General features: G+C 45.2%; 12 protein-coding genes and 1 rRNA gene. 11 read left to right on the forward strand and 2 right to left on the reverse strand.

What is annotated here, in order from left to right; genetic code table 11:
- The first annotated feature begins 10 nt into the window (after window positions 1–10).
- From ACXACM_RS19445 to ACXACM_RS19495, 11 genes are all read left to right on the forward strand, one after another.
- Window positions 11–1,942 carry a chemotaxis protein CheA gene (locus tag ACXACM_RS19445; protein ID WP_474823882.1) on the forward strand — a complete coding sequence of 644 codons (1,932 nt, stop codon included), beginning with the start codon at window positions 11–13 and terminating at the stop codon, window positions 1,940–1,942.
- A 90-nt stretch (window positions 1,943–2,032) separates the two neighbouring features.
- Window positions 2,033–2,869 (forward strand): CheR family methyltransferase, encoded by an 837-nt coding sequence (locus ACXACM_RS19450; protein WP_474823884.1) that lies wholly within the window; start codon window positions 2,033–2,035, stop codon window positions 2,867–2,869.
- Window positions 2,862–3,473 carry a chemoreceptor glutamine deamidase CheD gene (gene cheD / locus ACXACM_RS19455; protein WP_474823886.1) on the forward strand — a complete coding sequence of 204 codons (612 nt, stop codon included), beginning with the start codon at window positions 2,862–2,864 and terminating at the stop codon, window positions 3,471–3,473. Before ACXACM_RS19450 ends, cheD begins: the two co-directional genes overlap by 8 nt.
- A gap of 10 nt (window positions 3,474–3,483) precedes the next feature.
- Complete coding sequence (locus ACXACM_RS19460; RefSeq protein WP_474823888.1) at window positions 3,484–4,530, forward strand: protein-glutamate methylesterase/protein-glutamine glutaminase; 1,047 nt, start codon at window positions 3,484–3,486, stop codon at window positions 4,528–4,530.
- Between the two features lie 210 nt (window positions 4,531–4,740).
- Complete coding sequence (locus tag ACXACM_RS19465; protein WP_474823890.1) at window positions 4,741–5,106, forward strand: response regulator; 366 nt, start codon at window positions 4,741–4,743, stop codon at window positions 5,104–5,106.
- Window positions 5,103–5,687, forward strand: a complete 585-nt coding sequence (locus ACXACM_RS19470) for a chemotaxis protein CheC (RefSeq protein ID WP_474823892.1) — start codon at window positions 5,103–5,105, stop codon at window positions 5,685–5,687. Before ACXACM_RS19465 ends, ACXACM_RS19470 begins: the two co-directional genes overlap by 4 nt.
- A complete protein-coding gene (locus tag ACXACM_RS19475; protein ID WP_474823894.1) occupies window positions 5,687–6,976 on the forward strand; it encodes a sensor histidine kinase in 1,290 nt (429 codons plus the stop codon). Before ACXACM_RS19470 ends, ACXACM_RS19475 begins: the two co-directional genes overlap by 1 nt.
- A 49-nt stretch (window positions 6,977–7,025) precedes the next feature.
- On the forward strand, window positions 7,026–8,897 hold the full coding sequence (locus ACXACM_RS19480; protein ID WP_474823895.1) for a tetratricopeptide repeat-containing diguanylate cyclase: 1,872 nt from the start codon (window positions 7,026–7,028) through the stop codon (window positions 8,895–8,897).
- An 8-nt stretch (window positions 8,898–8,905) separates the two neighbouring features.
- Entirely contained in the window at window positions 8,906–11,272 is a 2,367-nt protein-coding gene (locus ACXACM_RS19485) for a DNA polymerase II (protein WP_474823897.1), read from the forward strand.
- Between the two features lie 175 nt (window positions 11,273–11,447).
- Window positions 11,448–14,735, forward strand: coding sequence for an nSTAND1 domain-containing NTPase (locus ACXACM_RS19490; protein WP_474823899.1), 3,288 nt, complete (start codon window positions 11,448–11,450; stop codon window positions 14,733–14,735).
- A complete protein-coding gene (locus tag ACXACM_RS19495) occupies window positions 14,735–15,091 on the forward strand; it encodes a DP-EP family protein (protein ID WP_474823901.1) in 357 nt (118 codons plus the stop codon). Before ACXACM_RS19490 ends, ACXACM_RS19495 begins: the two co-directional genes overlap by 1 nt.
- 104 nt (window positions 15,092–15,195) lie before the next feature.
- On the opposite strand, the gene ACXACM_RS19500 is transcribed toward ACXACM_RS19495, so the two are convergent.
- Together ACXACM_RS19500 and rrf are read right to left on the reverse strand one after the other, a co-directional pair.
- A complete protein-coding gene (locus tag ACXACM_RS19500) occupies window positions 15,196–16,128 on the reverse strand; it encodes a GGDEF domain-containing protein (protein ID WP_474823902.1) in 933 nt (310 codons plus the stop codon).
- 1,002 nt (window positions 16,129–17,130) lie between these two features.
- A 5S ribosomal RNA gene (gene rrf / locus ACXACM_RS19505) occupies window positions 17,131–17,246 on the reverse strand.
- Window positions 17,247–17,329 lie beyond the last annotated feature (83 nt).

Here is a 17,329-nt window from a genome sequence, read left to right on the forward strand (position 1 = left end):
AAGCCGTAATATGTCAATCGATATCGAACAATTCCATGCTGTTTTCTTTGATGAAAGTCAGGAACACCTGGATGACATGGAACAACTGCTCATGGAGTTGGACGTTGAAGATCCAGACTTAGAACAGCTAAACAGTATTTTTAGAGCTGCCCATTCTATAAAGGGCGGTAGTGGAATCTTTGGTTTTGATGCGTTAATGGGTTTAACGCACATTATGGAGAACCTGCTGGACAAGGCGCGAAATCAAACTATTTCTTTGAGTGTACCTACCGTTGATTTGTTTCTCGAAACGGTTGATTTACTCAAGGTGATACTCGATGCCTATCGTAATAACGCAGAGTTGCCTAACGATGAGATAGAGAAAGGCACGGCTGCGCTTGAAAAAGCCCTTGAAGAAACAGGCGCGACGGATGAAAACCAAAGTCAGCAAGCCGGAATCAGCACGAGTGATGATGACGAAATTGACGGGTTTGGCTTCTTTGATGTCGATGAGCCAATGGAAGACAAGCCACCGGTGGCTGTTGAAAGTGACGCAGATGAGCCTTCATCGCCAAGTGACGACATTGACGGTTTTGGCCTTTTTGATGACGCCCCTCCCGTTCCAGAAACTCAGGAAGAAAAAGCCGGCTACGGTTTTTATAAATCCGTCGAATCTGTAAAGGCTGATGCTAAAGCAGCCAGTCAGCTACCCGTACCAAACGAGAAAGCGGCGGCGAAATCTTCAGCGCGACAACCAGGAAAATCTTCAGCGAATAAAGAAGCGTCATCAATCAGGGTAGATACGCATAAAATTGATGCAATGGTAAATCTGGTTGGCGAACTGGTTATAACTCAATCAATGTTGTCTATGATCAGTGAAACTGTTTCAGGGGCAGTAGGTCAGAAATTACAAACGGCCATCGCGGAGCTTGAGCGTAACACCCGGGAAATTCAGGAATCAGCAATGTCTATGCGTATGCTGCCCGTGAATATGACCTTCAACCGGTTCCCGCGCGTCGTTCGTGATCTTTCTACTAAGCTGGGTAAAAAAGTAGATCTGATCATTGAAGGTGGTGCCACAGAAATTGATAAAAGCATGATTGAAAAACTGGTGGATCCATTGACTCACCTGGTGCGCAACAGTATTGACCATGGCATTGAAAAAACTGAAGACAGAATAGCGGCGGGCAAAAACGAGACTGGCACCGTTACCCTGCGGGCCGCGCAGCGAGGCAGTTCAATAATTATTAGCATCATCGACGACGGGGCAGGCTTGAGCCGGGAGCGAATTTTAGCTAAAGCGGAAGAGAACGGCTTAAATGTTTCGACTGAAATGCCTGACAGAGAAGTGTGGTTGCTAATTTTCCAAGCGGGCTTTTCCACCGCTGCGGAGGTCACTGATGTTTCTGGCCGTGGCGTGGGTATGGACGTCGTAAGAAGGAACATTGAGGCTATTGGTGGGCGCATTGAAATTGACTCTCATAAGGGAATAGGGTCGGCTTTTCATATTCACCTTCCACTCACTCTTGCCATTGTGGATGGGATCTGTGCAGCAGTCGGCGATCAAACTTTTGTTATTCCTCTGGTCAACATTATTGAATCACTTCAACCTAAAAAATCCCAACTCAAATTGATTGGTAATGAGCATCTGCTCTGGATTAGAGAACAGTACTGGCCGTTGGTGGCGCTTCATCAAACTATGCATGTGGACGGTGCTATAGCTAATCCAACGGAAGGTATTGTAGTGCTGATGGAAAGTAGTAAGCGTCGCTTTGCCGTTCAGGTGGATGCGTTGCTGGGCCAGCAGCAGGTGGTGATTAAAAGCCTTGAACATCACTACAAGAAAGTGCCTGGCATATCCGGTGCGACGATAATGGGTGATGGTACTGTGGCAATGATTCTCGATGCAGATGCTATTGCCGACCAGTGTAAACCATCACAGATTGAGGAAAACGCGGTATGACAGGCAGTATTATTACCTGCCTGACAGCGGGATTAATAGCTGAACGCAGGCAGTGATAAATGGAAGGGCTGAAAGTGGGAACACGCTTGTATGAATGATAACACACGTCAGGAGTTTCCATTTAGCAATAGTGATTTTGAAAGGGTTCGCAGAAGATTGTATCAAAAGGCGGGGATTTCTCTTTCAGATAGTAAAGATTCCTTGGTTTACAGCAGACTTGCCCGCCGTTTGCGGGCATTGTCGTTGCAGAGCTTCGATGCTTATTTGACCTACTTAAAGCGTACTCCTGCAGAAGAAGAGCATTTTATAAATGCGCTCACGACCAACTTAACATCGTTTTTCAGGGAGTCCCACCATTTTACAGCCCTTGCACAATACTTGCAGACTCACCCCGGAGAGAAAACGATTTGGTGCGCAGCAAGCAGCTCTGGAGAAGAACCCTATTCTATCGCAATGACTGTGGCAGAGGTGTATGACAGCTTTGACAACCCGGTGAAAATTATTGCTTCAGATATCGACAGTAAGGTTTTGGAGAAAGCCCGTGCAGGTATTTATAACAAGGACACTACAAAAAATCTGAGCCCTCAGCAGTGTCAGCGGTTTCTGCATAGAGGTAAAGGCTCACAAAAGGGCAAGGTAAGAGTAGTTCCGGAACTTCGCAAAAATGTCACATTTCGGCGTATAAATTTGACTGACAACACATGGCCAATTCGGGCGCCCATCGATGTAATATTTTGTCGTAATGTAATGATTTACTTCGATAAAGATACACAAGTTTCAATTTTAACACGGATGATAAATCTCTTGCCTGACGACGGACTTTACTTTGCGGGTCATTCTGAGAATTTCAACAAAAATCAGGACATCGTAGCACCTGCAGGTAAAACTATTTATCGACCTGCAAAGAGTAGACGTCGATATGGTTGAGAAATTTAAAGACGGCAGAGCGCATGATGCGAACGCCTACTTTGACCCCAGGTTTGTTCGCCAAGCTGTGAAAATACGGCCGGGTGAGTATTTTGCCACTAATAACGACACGTTAATGGTAACGGTATTGGGTTCTTGTGTTTCTGCATGTCTCATGGATTTGCACAATGGCGTCACAGGCATCAACCACTTTTTACTGCCTTCAGACAAAGGCGCTGAGGGTGATTTTTGCGTGGCATCGCGCTATGGCATGTATGCCATGGAACTTCTTATCAACCAGATGATGGAATTAGGCGCGGATAAACGTCTCCTCCAGGCGAAAGTCTTTGGTGGCGGCGCAGTAGTCAGCGGACTATCGTTAACCAACGTGGGACAGATGAATGCTGAGTTTGTCACCACATACCTGCGGCGAGAATGCATTCCAATTATTGCCAGTGATCTACTGGAAGATTACGCCCGCAAAATCTATTTTTTTCCTGACTCAGGTGAAGTGTTGGTAAAACGAATAAAGAAATTCAACAACTCAACCATCATGGACAGAGAAAGTGCTTACAGGATTAAACTTCGGGAACGTGCTGACGAAGGCAAGTTTGAAATATTCTAATAGGTGATACATGACAATTAAGGTTCTGGTAGTAGACGACTCAGCTCTAATCAGGAATTTACTGGGCGAAATTGTTAAGGCGGAGGATGACCTGACACTAGTTGGTGCAGCGCCTGACGCTTTTGTTGCAAAAAAAATGGTTCAACAATTCTCTCCGGATGTCATTACTCTGGACATTGAAATGCCGAAAGTTGATGGCTTGCGGTTTCTCGATGTTTTAATGAAAGCTAAGCCAACTCCCGTAGTGATGATTTCAACGCTTACCGAAGCTGGCGCAGATGCCACCATGCGCTCTCTGGAGCTTGGGGCCATTGACTTTATCCCTAAGCCGAAACTGGGGGTTGCACAGGGTATTGAGGAATATAGACAACTTATTCTCGAGAAAATCAGAACGGCGGCAAAATCCAAAGTACGCAAACAAAGCACAACGGTTGTAAAATCTACAACAGCGCTGACGTATTCAAGTACAGAGAAGATTATCGCAATCGGGGCGTCCACAGGCGGAACCGAAGCGATTAAAACTATTGTTGAGTCGCTTCCAGCCAATGCTCCAGCAACAGTAATTACCCAACACATGCCACCAGGCTACACTAGTACTTTTGCCAAGCGTTTGGACAGTGTCAGCAGGCTTAAAATTGTCGAAGCGAAAGGCGACGAGCGCTTGTTACCTGGTCATGGCTATCTTGCGCCTGGAGACAGACACATGGAAATCGTTAGAAGTGGGGCTGATTACCGCATACGTCTTAACGATGGACAACGCGTGAGTGGGCACCGCCCTTCTGTGGACGTCATGTTCAATTCTCTGGTTACTTCTGCAGGCGCCAACGTGGTCGCAGCATTATTAACAGGTATGGGTAAAGATGGTGCCGATGGCCTGCTGGCATTAAAACAAAAAGGGGCGTATACAATATGTCAGGATGAAGCTTCCTGTGTGGTATTCGGTATGCCCAAAGTAGCGATCTCTCTTGACGCCCATGTAAAAGTGCTGCCACTTGAAAATATTGCACAAGCTATGGTGACACAACTTGAGAAAATGAAAGCAGGTAGCCGACTGTAGAAAAAGCATGGCAATAAGAAAAAAGAATAGACGTATACTTTTAACCTAATGGATAATACACAAATGTCACTATTGTCTTAAAATAAAATTAGTGATTATCGGTTCTATACCCAAATTTTATACTTGCGTTATTTCTCGACAATAAAACTTGCAGGAACGGAATAATCGCAAATAATCAATATAACAGGTTCATATTGTCCGGAGGTAAGGATGACAGTTCCACTCTTGGTAGCTGATGACTCTCGTTTATCCAGACGGAGCGTTATTAAGGCGCTTCCACCTGAATTGACGTTTACGATAACCGAAGCAGCAAACGGCCAGGAAGCAATAGAGCATTTACAGTCAGCTTCTTTCAGGCTTTTACTTTTAGACCTCACAATGCCCGAAATTGATGGTGTAGGCGTATTGGAATTCATTTCCGAAAATGCTGTAAACATCGACGTCATTGTCATTAGTGCCGATTTTCAACCGGAAAAGCAGCGTATTGTAATGGGTCTTGGTGCAAAGAAATTTATCCGGAAGCCATTAAATAGCGAAGAATTAGCGATGACCTTATTTGAGTTGGGGTATTTATGAACGGCTTTACCACACTTACTGAAGATCAGCGCGACGCACTACAAGAATTGATGAATATCTCTATGGGGCAGGCAGCAAACTCGCTGGCACACCTTATTGAAACAAAAATAGGTATCTCTATCCCCAAAATTTCTTCGGTAACGCCACCTGAATTATTTGGAATTATTAACCGAAGTGACAATGCGTACTACACACGCCAATCATTTCTTGGTGACATTCAGGGCGAGGTCATGTCCGTGGTATCAAGAGACGGCCTGACAGAAGTCGCAAACTTGCTGGAGTATGAAGCTCCTCTTAGTCAGGCAGACATCGAAGAAACAATTCTGGAGTTGTCGAATATCCTGGCCGGCGCATGTCTTGCAGGCTTGTCAGGTCAACTCGAATTAGCGACTAACCTGAATATGCCCACATTATTTTCTCCCAATAAGGCATCTTTTGTTGAGCTAAACTGGCAACACAGTCTCGTCATGGAGGTACAATTTGATATAGAACTGTCATCATTTTCCATGCGGGTCGTATTCTGTCTCGACCGTGCATCTTTGGAAAAACTGACCGCGACCATCGACGAACTCCTTGGCTAATGTTTGAACAACTGGTTGGAAAGCTTCCTGTTGGAATTTGCATCGTCAACGAGGAATATGAAGTTGTATTCTTAAATGACTTTTTCATCGATAGAATGCAGACGAACTTGAGAAACGACTATGAAGGAAAAAATATCACTGATATTTTTCCTGAACAGGCAAAATTCTTGCGCCGCAGAATCAAATCTGTTTTTGTGCTGCAGCACCCCAGCTTCAGTTATTGGGAGCAGCGACCTCATATCTTCCCCTTCAAAAGCAGTCGCCCAATTACTGGGGAGGAAACACAAATGTTCCAGAATATGGAAATTGTGCCCTTATCCTCCACTTCTCATGGAAAGCTTGCGTGTATATTTTTACAAGATGTGACAGCGCAAGCGAGTTACTTTATTGCGCAGCAAGAACTCTCCAAAGCCCTTAAAAGAGAACACGAAGAACAATTAAAACTGATTAAAAAGTTAGACTCTGCACAGAGCCAACTCATTCAGGCAGAAAAGATGGCTTCAACTGGTCAGCTAGCTGCGGGTATTGCTCACGAGATTAATAACCCTATCGGTTTTGTATCAGCCAACCTTGATACCTTAAGACAGTATGGCGAACAATTGATATCCATTGGAGAAAAGCTGGCCAATCACAGCAGTGATGCCGACGAAGGTACCCGAGAACTTATTCAGAAGCTGTTAGAAACTCACCATTTTGAGTTATTAAAAGAAGACATGCCTCCTCTTATTGATGAATCCTGTGAAGGATTAACACGCGTGAAGGACATTGTTGAGAATTTAAAGCGATTTGCCCTTGAAGAAAGCTCCGGCTGGCAGTTGCTAAACTTAGATGAAGCTATTCATCAAATGCTTGAGTTAGTATCAGTTCAATACAAACAGCCCATATACAAAGCCGACATTAAACCCAAAGGGCTCAAGCTGTTTTGTGAGCCAGGTGCCCTCAAACAAGCTTTGATGAATATTGTCATTAATGCAGCCCAATCTATTTCAGATAAAGGCTTTGTCAAAGTGATTGCCACGCAGGACGACTCTGCAACTCACATAAAAATTCTCGACAATGGTTCAGGTATCGATTCTTCCCATATTAAGAGAATATTTGATCCGTTTTTTACTACTAAGCCTGAAGGTCTGGGGCAAGGCTTAGGTCTATCAGTCGCGTATACTGCGATTGAAAAACACAGTGGAAGGATTTCAGTAAACAGTAAACCCGGTAAAGGAACCGTTTTTGACATCGTATTGCCTGTAAAACACGACCCTGACAGTGATGAATTAGTTGTAACCTCGGCTTAAGTCGCTATTATGTTTGGCCTTCACACGCCATAAGGTTTCACAAGTACCCATGCGACTGGCTGCTGTTTTTCAACGTTCTTTTTTTCGTCTTATGCCTGTCTGGCTTCTCACATATAGTTTTTGTGTACTAGGCACAGGCTGGCCAGCACAGTACGACCCATATTTTAAAAACTTACGTAACGACCCTCAGCAAGTACTTGACGATCTTGCCTCTTTTGAATCTGCCGGCAATGAACACGTTGCAATCACAAGTTATTTCAGAAGTCGGGCATATGGCGCGCTGGCTTTACACGAGAAAGCCCGCTTTGCAGCACAAGATGGCCTAACGGCAATTTCCGATGACAACAGTGAGCTCTTTCATTACCTTCGTCTCGCCAGAGCTGAAGCGTTAGATGGCCTGGGAATGGCTCAGGCTGTCGTTAACGATGCTCGCGATTCACTAGAATGGGCCCGAGCGAACAATGAACTTGCGTTGATAAACTATGCGTTAAGTGTAAATGGGTATTTGCATATCACTTTAAGCCAGTTTACTGAAGCGCAAATACTCTTTCAGGAAGGCTATCAGCGCCCTTCGATAAAACCAAAAGCGTGGCATCAGGCTGATTTCGCCAGTATGCTTGCATTGGTTTATGAATATCGAGAGGAACCTGACCACGCTCTTCAGTTGTATGAACAGGCCGAAACTTACTATCGCCAACAAGGGATCCAGCTTGAACTGGCCAACACGCTTTTTGGCATCGGTAAAAATACGGTTGCGCTGGGTAACAGTGAGGAAGGACTGCGGTATTTATTGGAATCAGCTGATATAGCGTTGAATATCCGTGACCTTCAGGGGGCAGCCTTCAGCTACGAGTCCATCGCTTCCGTCCTTATTGAAAAAGGCATGTCTGACGAGGCAGTGCCTTTTCTCGACGACGCTCTCAGTTTGTTCTCCCAGGCCGGAAACCCGTTTATGCAAATAAAAGTATTGGTAGAGCAAGCCAACGTGTTCATCCAAAATGGACAAGCAGACAAAGCCATGTCACTTCTTTCTAAAGCCAATAGCCTTGCTACTGGCGACTCTTTTCTTTCGCAAAAAATCGCAATTGCCGATACCCTCGCTCACGCACACGCCAAGCTCGGCAATTTTGAAGCGGCTTATAACGCTCAAAAAAACAGCAAGCAAACTCGAAGAATCTGGCAGGAGGAGGTAAACGACCGTCGTATTCTCGAATTACAAACCCGCTTTGAGGTTCAGCAGCAAAAAGTGCAAAACGCCCTGCTACAAGAACAAAATCTACGCCAGCAAAATTTGCTCGAAAACGAGCAGGAAGTGCGACGCTACACAGTTACCATGGCTCTGCTCTTGTGTCTTGTTTCCGCCTTGTTAGCCTGGTTGTATATAAATAGCAGACGACACCAAAAACACTTACAAAAGTTGGCCAATAGCGACGGCCTGACCGGCTTATTAACGCGTAGAAAAGGGATGGAAGACGCTGAACAGCAGTTTCAGTTGGCTCTGCGCCATAAAACGCCCACAACTGCCGTTATCATTGATCTGGACCATTTCAAACAGATAAATGATACCTATGGACATCAAATTGGCGACGACGTATTGCGTACATTTGGCGAACTAGCCAATACCCATTTTCGCAAGACCGATATACTAAGTCGTATTGGCGGTGAAGAATTTTTATTTGTATTTCCTCACACAGCCACTGATACGGCTACCACTATGCTTGAGAATTTCGCGGATGAGGTCCGCACCATTCCTCAACGCATTGCGGTTAAAAAGCTCACAGTAACCCTGTCAATGGGGTTAGTTGAGTGTGAAAACTATAGTGATCTGCAAAAGGTTATTGCTGCGGCTGATGCTGCACTTTACGAGGCGAAAAACCAAGGAAGAGACAGAATAATCATCGCAAAAGCACCACAGGCATAGCAAATAAGATGGCGCAATCCCCCTCTTCACAAACATCCGGTGTCGGTCTGATTCTATCCCGTCGGCTGATTTCTAAAGGTAGTAGTGACCGGATTGAACTTTGGTTAGCCACAGCACTGGGCGCAGTTCGCGTACTCACACCCCCACAAACAAATGTATGCTTCGTTAAGACCGAAGATTATAACCGTGCTTTGCAGCTTATTCAGGCTCACAACCTGCCGGTAAAAACCGAAGACACCGCGCTAAAAACGCTGGAGCAACACAAGGTCGTACTGCTAAGAAGTCCTAATGAACGAGTCCAGTCAGCTCTTCGACGTTTAGCTTTAGATGCTGGTATTACTCTGCACGAAGCAGACGTTAAAACCATTGACCGTTTTTTAATGGAACGCTTCGCTTACGGAGCCGTCGCTTATAGTGGCACACACACTTCTGAGGGTGTCATAGATGCGAAAGTAAAAGGAGTAAAGTACACGCCCACATTAACATCAGTCTCCATCGATATTGAGTGCGACGAAAATGAATACCTGTACTCAATTGCCATTGTTGGGGAAGACTGTCATCAAGTGCTGCTCAATACTGAACACACTCATCTGCCTGACTCTCCACCTGATTTCAACATCAATGGCTACGATGGCGAACAAGCCACGTTGATCGCATTTGAGTCATTGATCGCGACGATCGATCCCGATGTAATCATGGGTTGGAACGTCAAACCGTTCGACTTTGCTGTCCTCTTCAGAATGGCTAAGCGCCACAAGATGCCACTGAGAATTGGCAGACTAAACGCGTCGCTCGCGGTCAGATCCTGGGGAGAGAGTAATCAGGTCATGGCCGAGATCCCAGGTCGCTGCATTATTGACGGTATAGAAGCCCTCAAAACCATGACCTACTCTTTTGAACGCTTTGGTCTCGACGATGTAGCTCACACCTTGCTTGGCGAAGGCAAAACTATCGTTGGCGAAGACAAGCTGGAACAAATAAAAACACAGTACCGGGAAGAACCTGCAGCGCTGTGCGCTTACAACTACAATGATTGCGTGCTGGTTAACCGTATAGCGAAGAAAACCCAGTTGTTGGATTTCCTCATTCTTCGCAGTGCACTTACCGGGTTAGATCTCTCAAGACCAGGCGGCTCCGTGGCCGCATTTATTAATGTTTATTTACCTAAATTACACCGTGCAGGATACATTAGTGGCGTCAGACCTGAAAATGGCGGGCTTGCGAGCCCGGGTGGCTACGTCATGTCTTCTAAACCCGGGTTATACGACAACGTTTTGGTACTTGATTTCAAAAGCCTCTACCCTTCAATTATTCGCACTTTTCTTATCGATCCGTACGGATTAGCAGAAGGGTTGCGCGATTCATCTCAAGCTATAGACGGTTACAAGGGCGCACGATTTTCCCGACATAATCACTTTCTACCAGATATTATTGCGAATTTGTGGCAACAGCGAGATGAAGCAAAGAAAGTCGGCGACAGTGCCCGCTCCCAAGCAATAAAAATCTTAATGAATTCTTTTTATGGCGTATTGGGTAGCGGTGGCTGCCCATTCTACGACCCGCGACTGGCGAGCTCTATCACATTACGCGGGCATAACATTATGCAAACCACGGCAATGTGGATTACCGAACAAGGTTACGAGGTTATCTATGGCGACACAGATTCTTTGTTTATTCACATTGGCTCCGCGCATCAAACCAATGCAGGTACAATAGGTAAGACATTACAGAACGAAGTAAACCAACGCTGGAGGAACAAGCTAAAAGACGAATTTGATCTCACCAGTTATTTGGAAATTGAGTTCGAAACACATTTCACTCGCTTTTTTATGCCCACCATCCGAGGCTCAGAAGAAGGAAGTAAAAAACGATATGCTGGTCTCGTTGAAGAAAACGGTCAAGCGACATTAATTTTTAAAGGACTGGAAAATGTTCGCTCTGATTGGACGGCACTGGCCAGACAATTTCAGGAGACCTTGTACCGTCTGGTATTCTCCAGTCAACCAGTGGACCATTACGTTCGACAACTTCTAAATCAGGTGCGCAGTGGACAATGCGATACATCGCTGGTCTATGCCCGCCGTTTGAGAAAGCCACTATCGGCATATACGCGCACTCAACCACCCCATGTAAAAGCGGCGAGACATGCAGATGAACGCAATGCCGCCAAGGGAAAACCACTTCGCTATCAACACAAAACAACCGTGCGCTATGTGATGACTCTAAGTGGCCCACAAACTGTCGAATATGCAGATAAAACGCTGGACTACGAGCACTACGTCGAAAAGCAAATCCGTCCTATTGCTGAAAGTATTCTTCCGGTCATTGGTTTATCGTTCGATGACATGGATAATCAACAAATGGGTCTGTTTTGACAGCAACTTATATTCTCTTTTTAAAGCCCCCGTGGCCACTAGTCCCTTCTTGTTGATCATTTTATGACGTAAGCTATTGAGAACTAGCTTATATTGTCAAATTCATTCATTATTAAATACTTGGCAAAAGACCCAGAAAGGAAGTCGGGATCCCAGTGGTTTCGCGTAGTCATAAATGAGTTCAGCACGCTTTTTTATTGGAGAGTATCAAGTCGACCCGTCTGACAACACGGTCAAGGTGGGTAAGACAAAACGCTCTATTGAGCCAAAAGCAATGGACGTACTGTTGTTTCTCTGTCAATACGCAGGTGATGTTGTCAGTGCAGACGATATTACCTCTCAGTGCTGGCCAGACCAAGACATTGGTGACAACCCCGTCCACAAAGCCATTACTCAGCTTCGCCGTGTCTTTAACGACAAAGCCAGTGCCCCAAAGTACATAGAAACCATTCGTAAACGGGGCTATCGAATTGTCGCCAAAGTGACATTTCCTCAGGATGAAAACCAAAAAGCGGCGGCCAGTGTTTGGGAGAAAAGTTCCCCCTATCCCGGTTTGCACGCATTCGATGAAAATCAGACGGAAATTTTCTTTGGCCGAGCGAGCGCCATTGATGGCTTTTTGAAAAAGTTCGAGCAATTACAGAAAAACCGACATCTGCTCTCCGTTATTTTAGGCCCTAGTGGGAGCGGAAAAACCTCGCTCATCCAAGCCGGTGTTCTACCCAAACTTAAAAGTGCAGACGGCTATTACGGCACGCAAGTAGTTTGTAGTGTTTATATCGATGCTGCAGATATAAAGCCCGCCGAGGTGTTTCTGGAATTAGCCAGTGCACTGATTGACCTTGACGTGAGCGACTCTCCCGTCTTTGAAGGTTATAGCGCTGCTAGTTTGGCCGAACAACTCACTCAGGAACCTGAATCCTTAAGTTTAGTGATAGCAAAGAATATCAAAAACAAGGCTGAAAGCACTAACAAGCCCATGTGCGCTTTGGTTGTGGACAGAGCAGAAGCTATTTTAGCTTCTCAGCAGTTGTCAGAAAGTCAAAAAGAGGCCTTCTTTTACGCACTTGATTGCCTTGCAACAGGCTCATCTATGCTCGTTTTTCTGTTATGCAGAAACGATTTCTATCCTGCACTCTCAAATTATCCTGTACTGATGCGGTATAAAGATAAAGGCGGCCATTTTGACTTGCCCCCTCCAACAGCAATAGAGCTTAGTCAAATGATCAGGCTTCCAGCCGTTGCTGCTGCATTGACGTGGGAAACCTCCTTAGAAACGGGCATCCCTTTAGATGAAGTACTGTGCTCCGAAGCCATGAGCCATTCAGATGGATTGCCGTTATTGCAATACACGCTTCAGGAACTCTATGTACAGCGACAAAATAATTGCCTGCTTTACAGTGTTTATCATGCACTCGGTGGTGTGGAAGGTGCCATAGGAAAAAAAGCAGAGCAGGTATATCTAACGCTGCCGGAAAATGTACAACGTACATTTGGCAGTGTCATGGCCAAACTGGTAAACGTCGAACAACAGGAAGACGCGTTAACCAGTCGCTCAGTACGATGGGCTTCACTGAATACCGAAGAGGAAAAGCATTTCGTTGAAACCATGGTTGAGAACAGACTTTTTACGTCTTACCTCTACCAGGGCCAGGCTTGTTTCAACGTTGCCCACGAGGCATTACTCCGGCGTTGGCAGCGAGTGGTTGACTGGGTATCACAACATCACGCTGCCCTGGTACAAAAAAAACACCTCAACCAACAAACTTTGTTGTGGCTCAATGACAACAAAAGCAAGGCATTTAAGCTAACCGAAGGCAAACCTCTGACGGATGCGATCTCTCTACAAACCGATGGCATGATACCGTTGAGTAAGGATGAATCCGACCTTATCGCTTTTTCTGTTGTTCAACGCAGTCGAAAACGCTGGATATTTCGTATTACCGGCGTCACGTTGTTCTGCCTGACCCTATTCTCTTCACTTTCAATGGTAAGTAGCTTACAGGCGCAAAAATTGGCCGAGCGAAAGCGTGTCGAAGCTGAGGACCTGATGGGCTACATGATTGGCGATTTCGCCGATAAACTGCGCAGTGTTCGGCGAATGGATTTGCTTGACGGCATCAGTCAGCGAGCCCTGAACTATGTGGAAGACGCCACTACGTCGACTGACACGGGGCTGCTTTCTCCCGTACTACCACCACCAAGTTTCACCTTGCGCTTGCAACATGCCATGTCTCTGCAAGCCATCGCTGAGGTGCGTTATTACCGCGATGATGTTCAAGGTGCAAAGTTGCATTACGATGAAGCCGAAAGGCGGCTAACGCCTCTACTTGAGGAAGCCCCAGATGATGCTGATGTGCTTAAGGCTGCAGGACTAAATGCTTTTTGGCTCGGGCAGCTGGCCTTTGACCAAAAAGCTTATGGCATAGCCGAGACAGAATTTACTCATTATTTGGCGTTAAGTCAGCGTTTGACAGACTTACTTCCAGACGATAAAAACGCCCAACTTGAAGTTGCCTATGCAATGAATTCAGTAGGTAGCTCCCAACTCAAACTCATGGCTTTTGAATCTGCTATCGTTAATTTTAAGAATTCACTGACGATAAAAGAAAGCCTTGGCGACCCGGAAGATGAGCTGAGTATTCTTTATTTCTTTGATAGTTATTCATGGATTACCTTTGCAAACTTACACCTTGGTCGGCTGAATGAAGCACTGGCAAATATATCTGTTGCAGAATCTAAACTTAAAGGGTTTTCAAGACAGCTCAAGCTGAAAAGCCAGATAAATGAAAGTTTAATGTATTTGCTTATCCGCAAAGCGGGTATTCACCAATACCTTGGAAATCGAAGGGAATCACTGGACCTGCTTTTCGCAGCTAAAAGTTACGCAGATAAGCTGTTGCAACAAGATCCAAAAAACAGCATTTGGATTAGAGACCGCATCGTCGTTATCTCATCAATAAAAAAACTTACCAGTAGCAACCCGGACTTAGTTGCTAGCTTACCTCCCCTCGCTGAGTCAGAAGCGTTGACTCAAGCGGTAGGCACAGACAGAAGACTTCCCCCTTTACTAAATTTTATTATTGCCTATCAGAACCAAAATAATTGGGGTAAAAGTGAAGCCTTGTTGAGTGATTTAAGGAAGCACAAAACTATTGTAAAACTTAATGCACTGGAGACACCTGACAATCTCGATGATGTTATTTCATATAGTGACTATTTGATAAGCGAAATAAGGCAAATGCATTTTAGCAATCTCGATTATTCAAACTTGTGCGGCAAATTAGGGAAAATAACAGATGCTCATGTTGGAAAATCTAAGCACCCAGCACTTACCATAGCAAACGTATTCTCACAAATATGTATGTATCAAGAAGATTATCTACTTGAGAACAAAGACCATATAGAGTCCTTAATAACACGCCACCCGGAATATTTTTCCATATTTTTTAAGGATATATAGTGTCGACACAATTTAATTTTACGGTATCGGTAAACGCGAGTATTTCACCAGCAATATTCATTATTTACAATAGTGACGGTGAAGTAACCACTTCTCCGGTACTTGTAACTGAACCCGGTACCATCATCACTTATCAACTAAGGGAAGACAGTAATGCGTACGCATTATTATCGCCGATTATTACCAACGATGGAGCCCGGGATCTTTCTTACTCAATATCAAAAGACGGACAACTGCTAACCATTGTCGATATGGACAGCGTGCCTCAAAATATTTGTTTGAAACTCGTCGCTGCACCTAAAGCAGCGATTCTGGTAAGTCAGGACCCACAGGTTATTGACCGCCCGAGAGACTAAAGTAATATCGTATTTGTAACATACAGTTAAATTACGCTCATTTCGTTGCCCTTATATTACTAAGCTACGAATAACGTTGTTTACAAGGTTGCGGCGCATTCAAATTACAGACAAATTTGATTGCGCCCAGCTTCTTTCGCTTTATAAAGTAACGCATCTGCAGCCTCAACAAAGCAATTTACTGACTTATATTTGTTTGCTGATTGCGTCACTACACCCGCACTAACCGTTATGAAAGGTTCTATTTGCAAAGTCATTTCCTGAAAACGAAGTTGTGCGATGTGCCGCTGTACCCGCATAGCAAGCAAGTGGGCAGTATGGGTATTGCAGTGAGGCAGAATAAGTGCAAATTCCTCACCACCATAACGTGCGGCAATAGCATCACGATGGGGTAAGCTTAATTGGATCGTTTCCCCAATGCGTTGTAGGCACTTATCGCCGGCAATATGACCAAATGTATCGTTCACCTGCTTGAAGCGATCAACGTCAATCATAACTAAGCTTAGTGGCACAGATTCTCGCTCTGAGAATCGCCATAGACGGTGAAGTTCTTCAGTGAAGTAGTGTCGGTTCGCCAAGCCGGTAAGCTGGTCTGTAGTTGCCTTTCTATGTAACTCAATATGCTCTGCTTTATGAATGGTTAAGTCATGTAACACACAGAAATAAAGTCTATCCTGAGGCCCTTCATTTACCTCAATCGGTGAAATAGAAATATCGACTACGACCTGTCCACCGTCTATTCGACGCAGGGAAACTTCACGAGGTTGAATATTAATCACCCCTCTATGATTGTCACCAGCAGTAGCTATAATTTCCTTCTTTAGTGAGTCTTGAGAATGGCAGAAAAAATCAGCGACAAACTCTCCCAGCAACTCTACTCTACTTCCTCCCAATAGTGATGCGGCAAGACCATTGATCATTTCAATATGACCAGATGGCGAAAAGACCAACACAGCTTCGTTTATAAAATTGATCATTCTTGCAACAGAAGCGTGAGGGTAAACGGGCATGTCAAAAGTAGTAAGATCGTTTTTCATAAGCCTTCAACTCGTGATTTCAAAATACAATGAAATACTAAGCCTATTTATGAATACTTACCTTCCCTCAACCTTCTCAATTAAGTCATTGAAAAATAAAGATTTAATAGGCATATAAAAGTAACTAAAACGCCTAGAATAGAGGTTTTCAAACTAAATAACTCACCATGAATTATATCTATTCCCGTCAGCGATGATGGGCAGCGAGCTTAACGAACGAGGGAAGCAGTGGCACGCCGAGAGTGAAGAACCGGCAGCAAGGAAGCTGCCGTGGACGTTGCACCAGGGAAGGGATGCTACTTGTCTGTTGAGCACATCTGCATAGGTAAATCCCTATCGATGGGTTGGGTTTGCCGTTGATAATAGGCGCAGCTTTACTGCGCTTATACGAAAAAAGCCCACTCGTTTGAGTGGGCTTTTTCGTGCAATTGGGAGCCTGGCGGTTCACTTCGTGACGAGAACACCTCTCACATGGGGGTGATGAACGGTGAGCGCAGCGAACGAGGGGTGCCAGTGGCACGCCGAGAGTGAAGAACCGGCAGCAAGGAGGCTGCCGTGGACGTTGCACCAGGGAAGGGATGCTACTTGTATGTTGAGCAGATCTACATAGGTAAATCCCTACCGATGGGTTGGGTTTCCGTTTGATGCTAGACGTAGCTTTGTTGCGCTTATACGAAAAAAGCCCACTTGTTTGAGTGGGCTTTTACGTTTAATTGGGAGCCTGGCGGTTCACTTCGTGACGAGAGCTACTCTCACATGGGGGTGATGAACGGTGAGCGCAGCGAACGAGGGGTGCCAGTGGCACGCCGAGAGTGAAGAACCGGCAGCAAGGAGGCTGCCGTGGACGTTACACCAGGGAAGGGATGCTACTTGTCTGTTGAGCAGATCTACATAGGTAAATCCCTACCGATGGGTTGGGTTTGCCGTTGATAATAGGCGCTGCTTTTGCGCTTATACGAAAAAAGCCCACTCGTTTGAGTGGGCTTTTTCGTGTAATTGGGAGCCTGGCGGTGTGCTACTCTCACATGGGGAAACCCCACACTACCATCGCCGCTAACGCGTTTCACTTCTGAGTTCGGAATGGGATCAGGTGGGACCACGTCGCTATTGCCGCCAGGCAAAAACTGGTTGTTACCGACATCGTCAGTAACTTAACAATTCTGGAAAGCGTGATATCGTCTTCAATCAGAGTAACTCACTA

The sequence above is a fragment of the Alteromonas sp. AWQ4_252 genome (assembly GCF_056158205.1).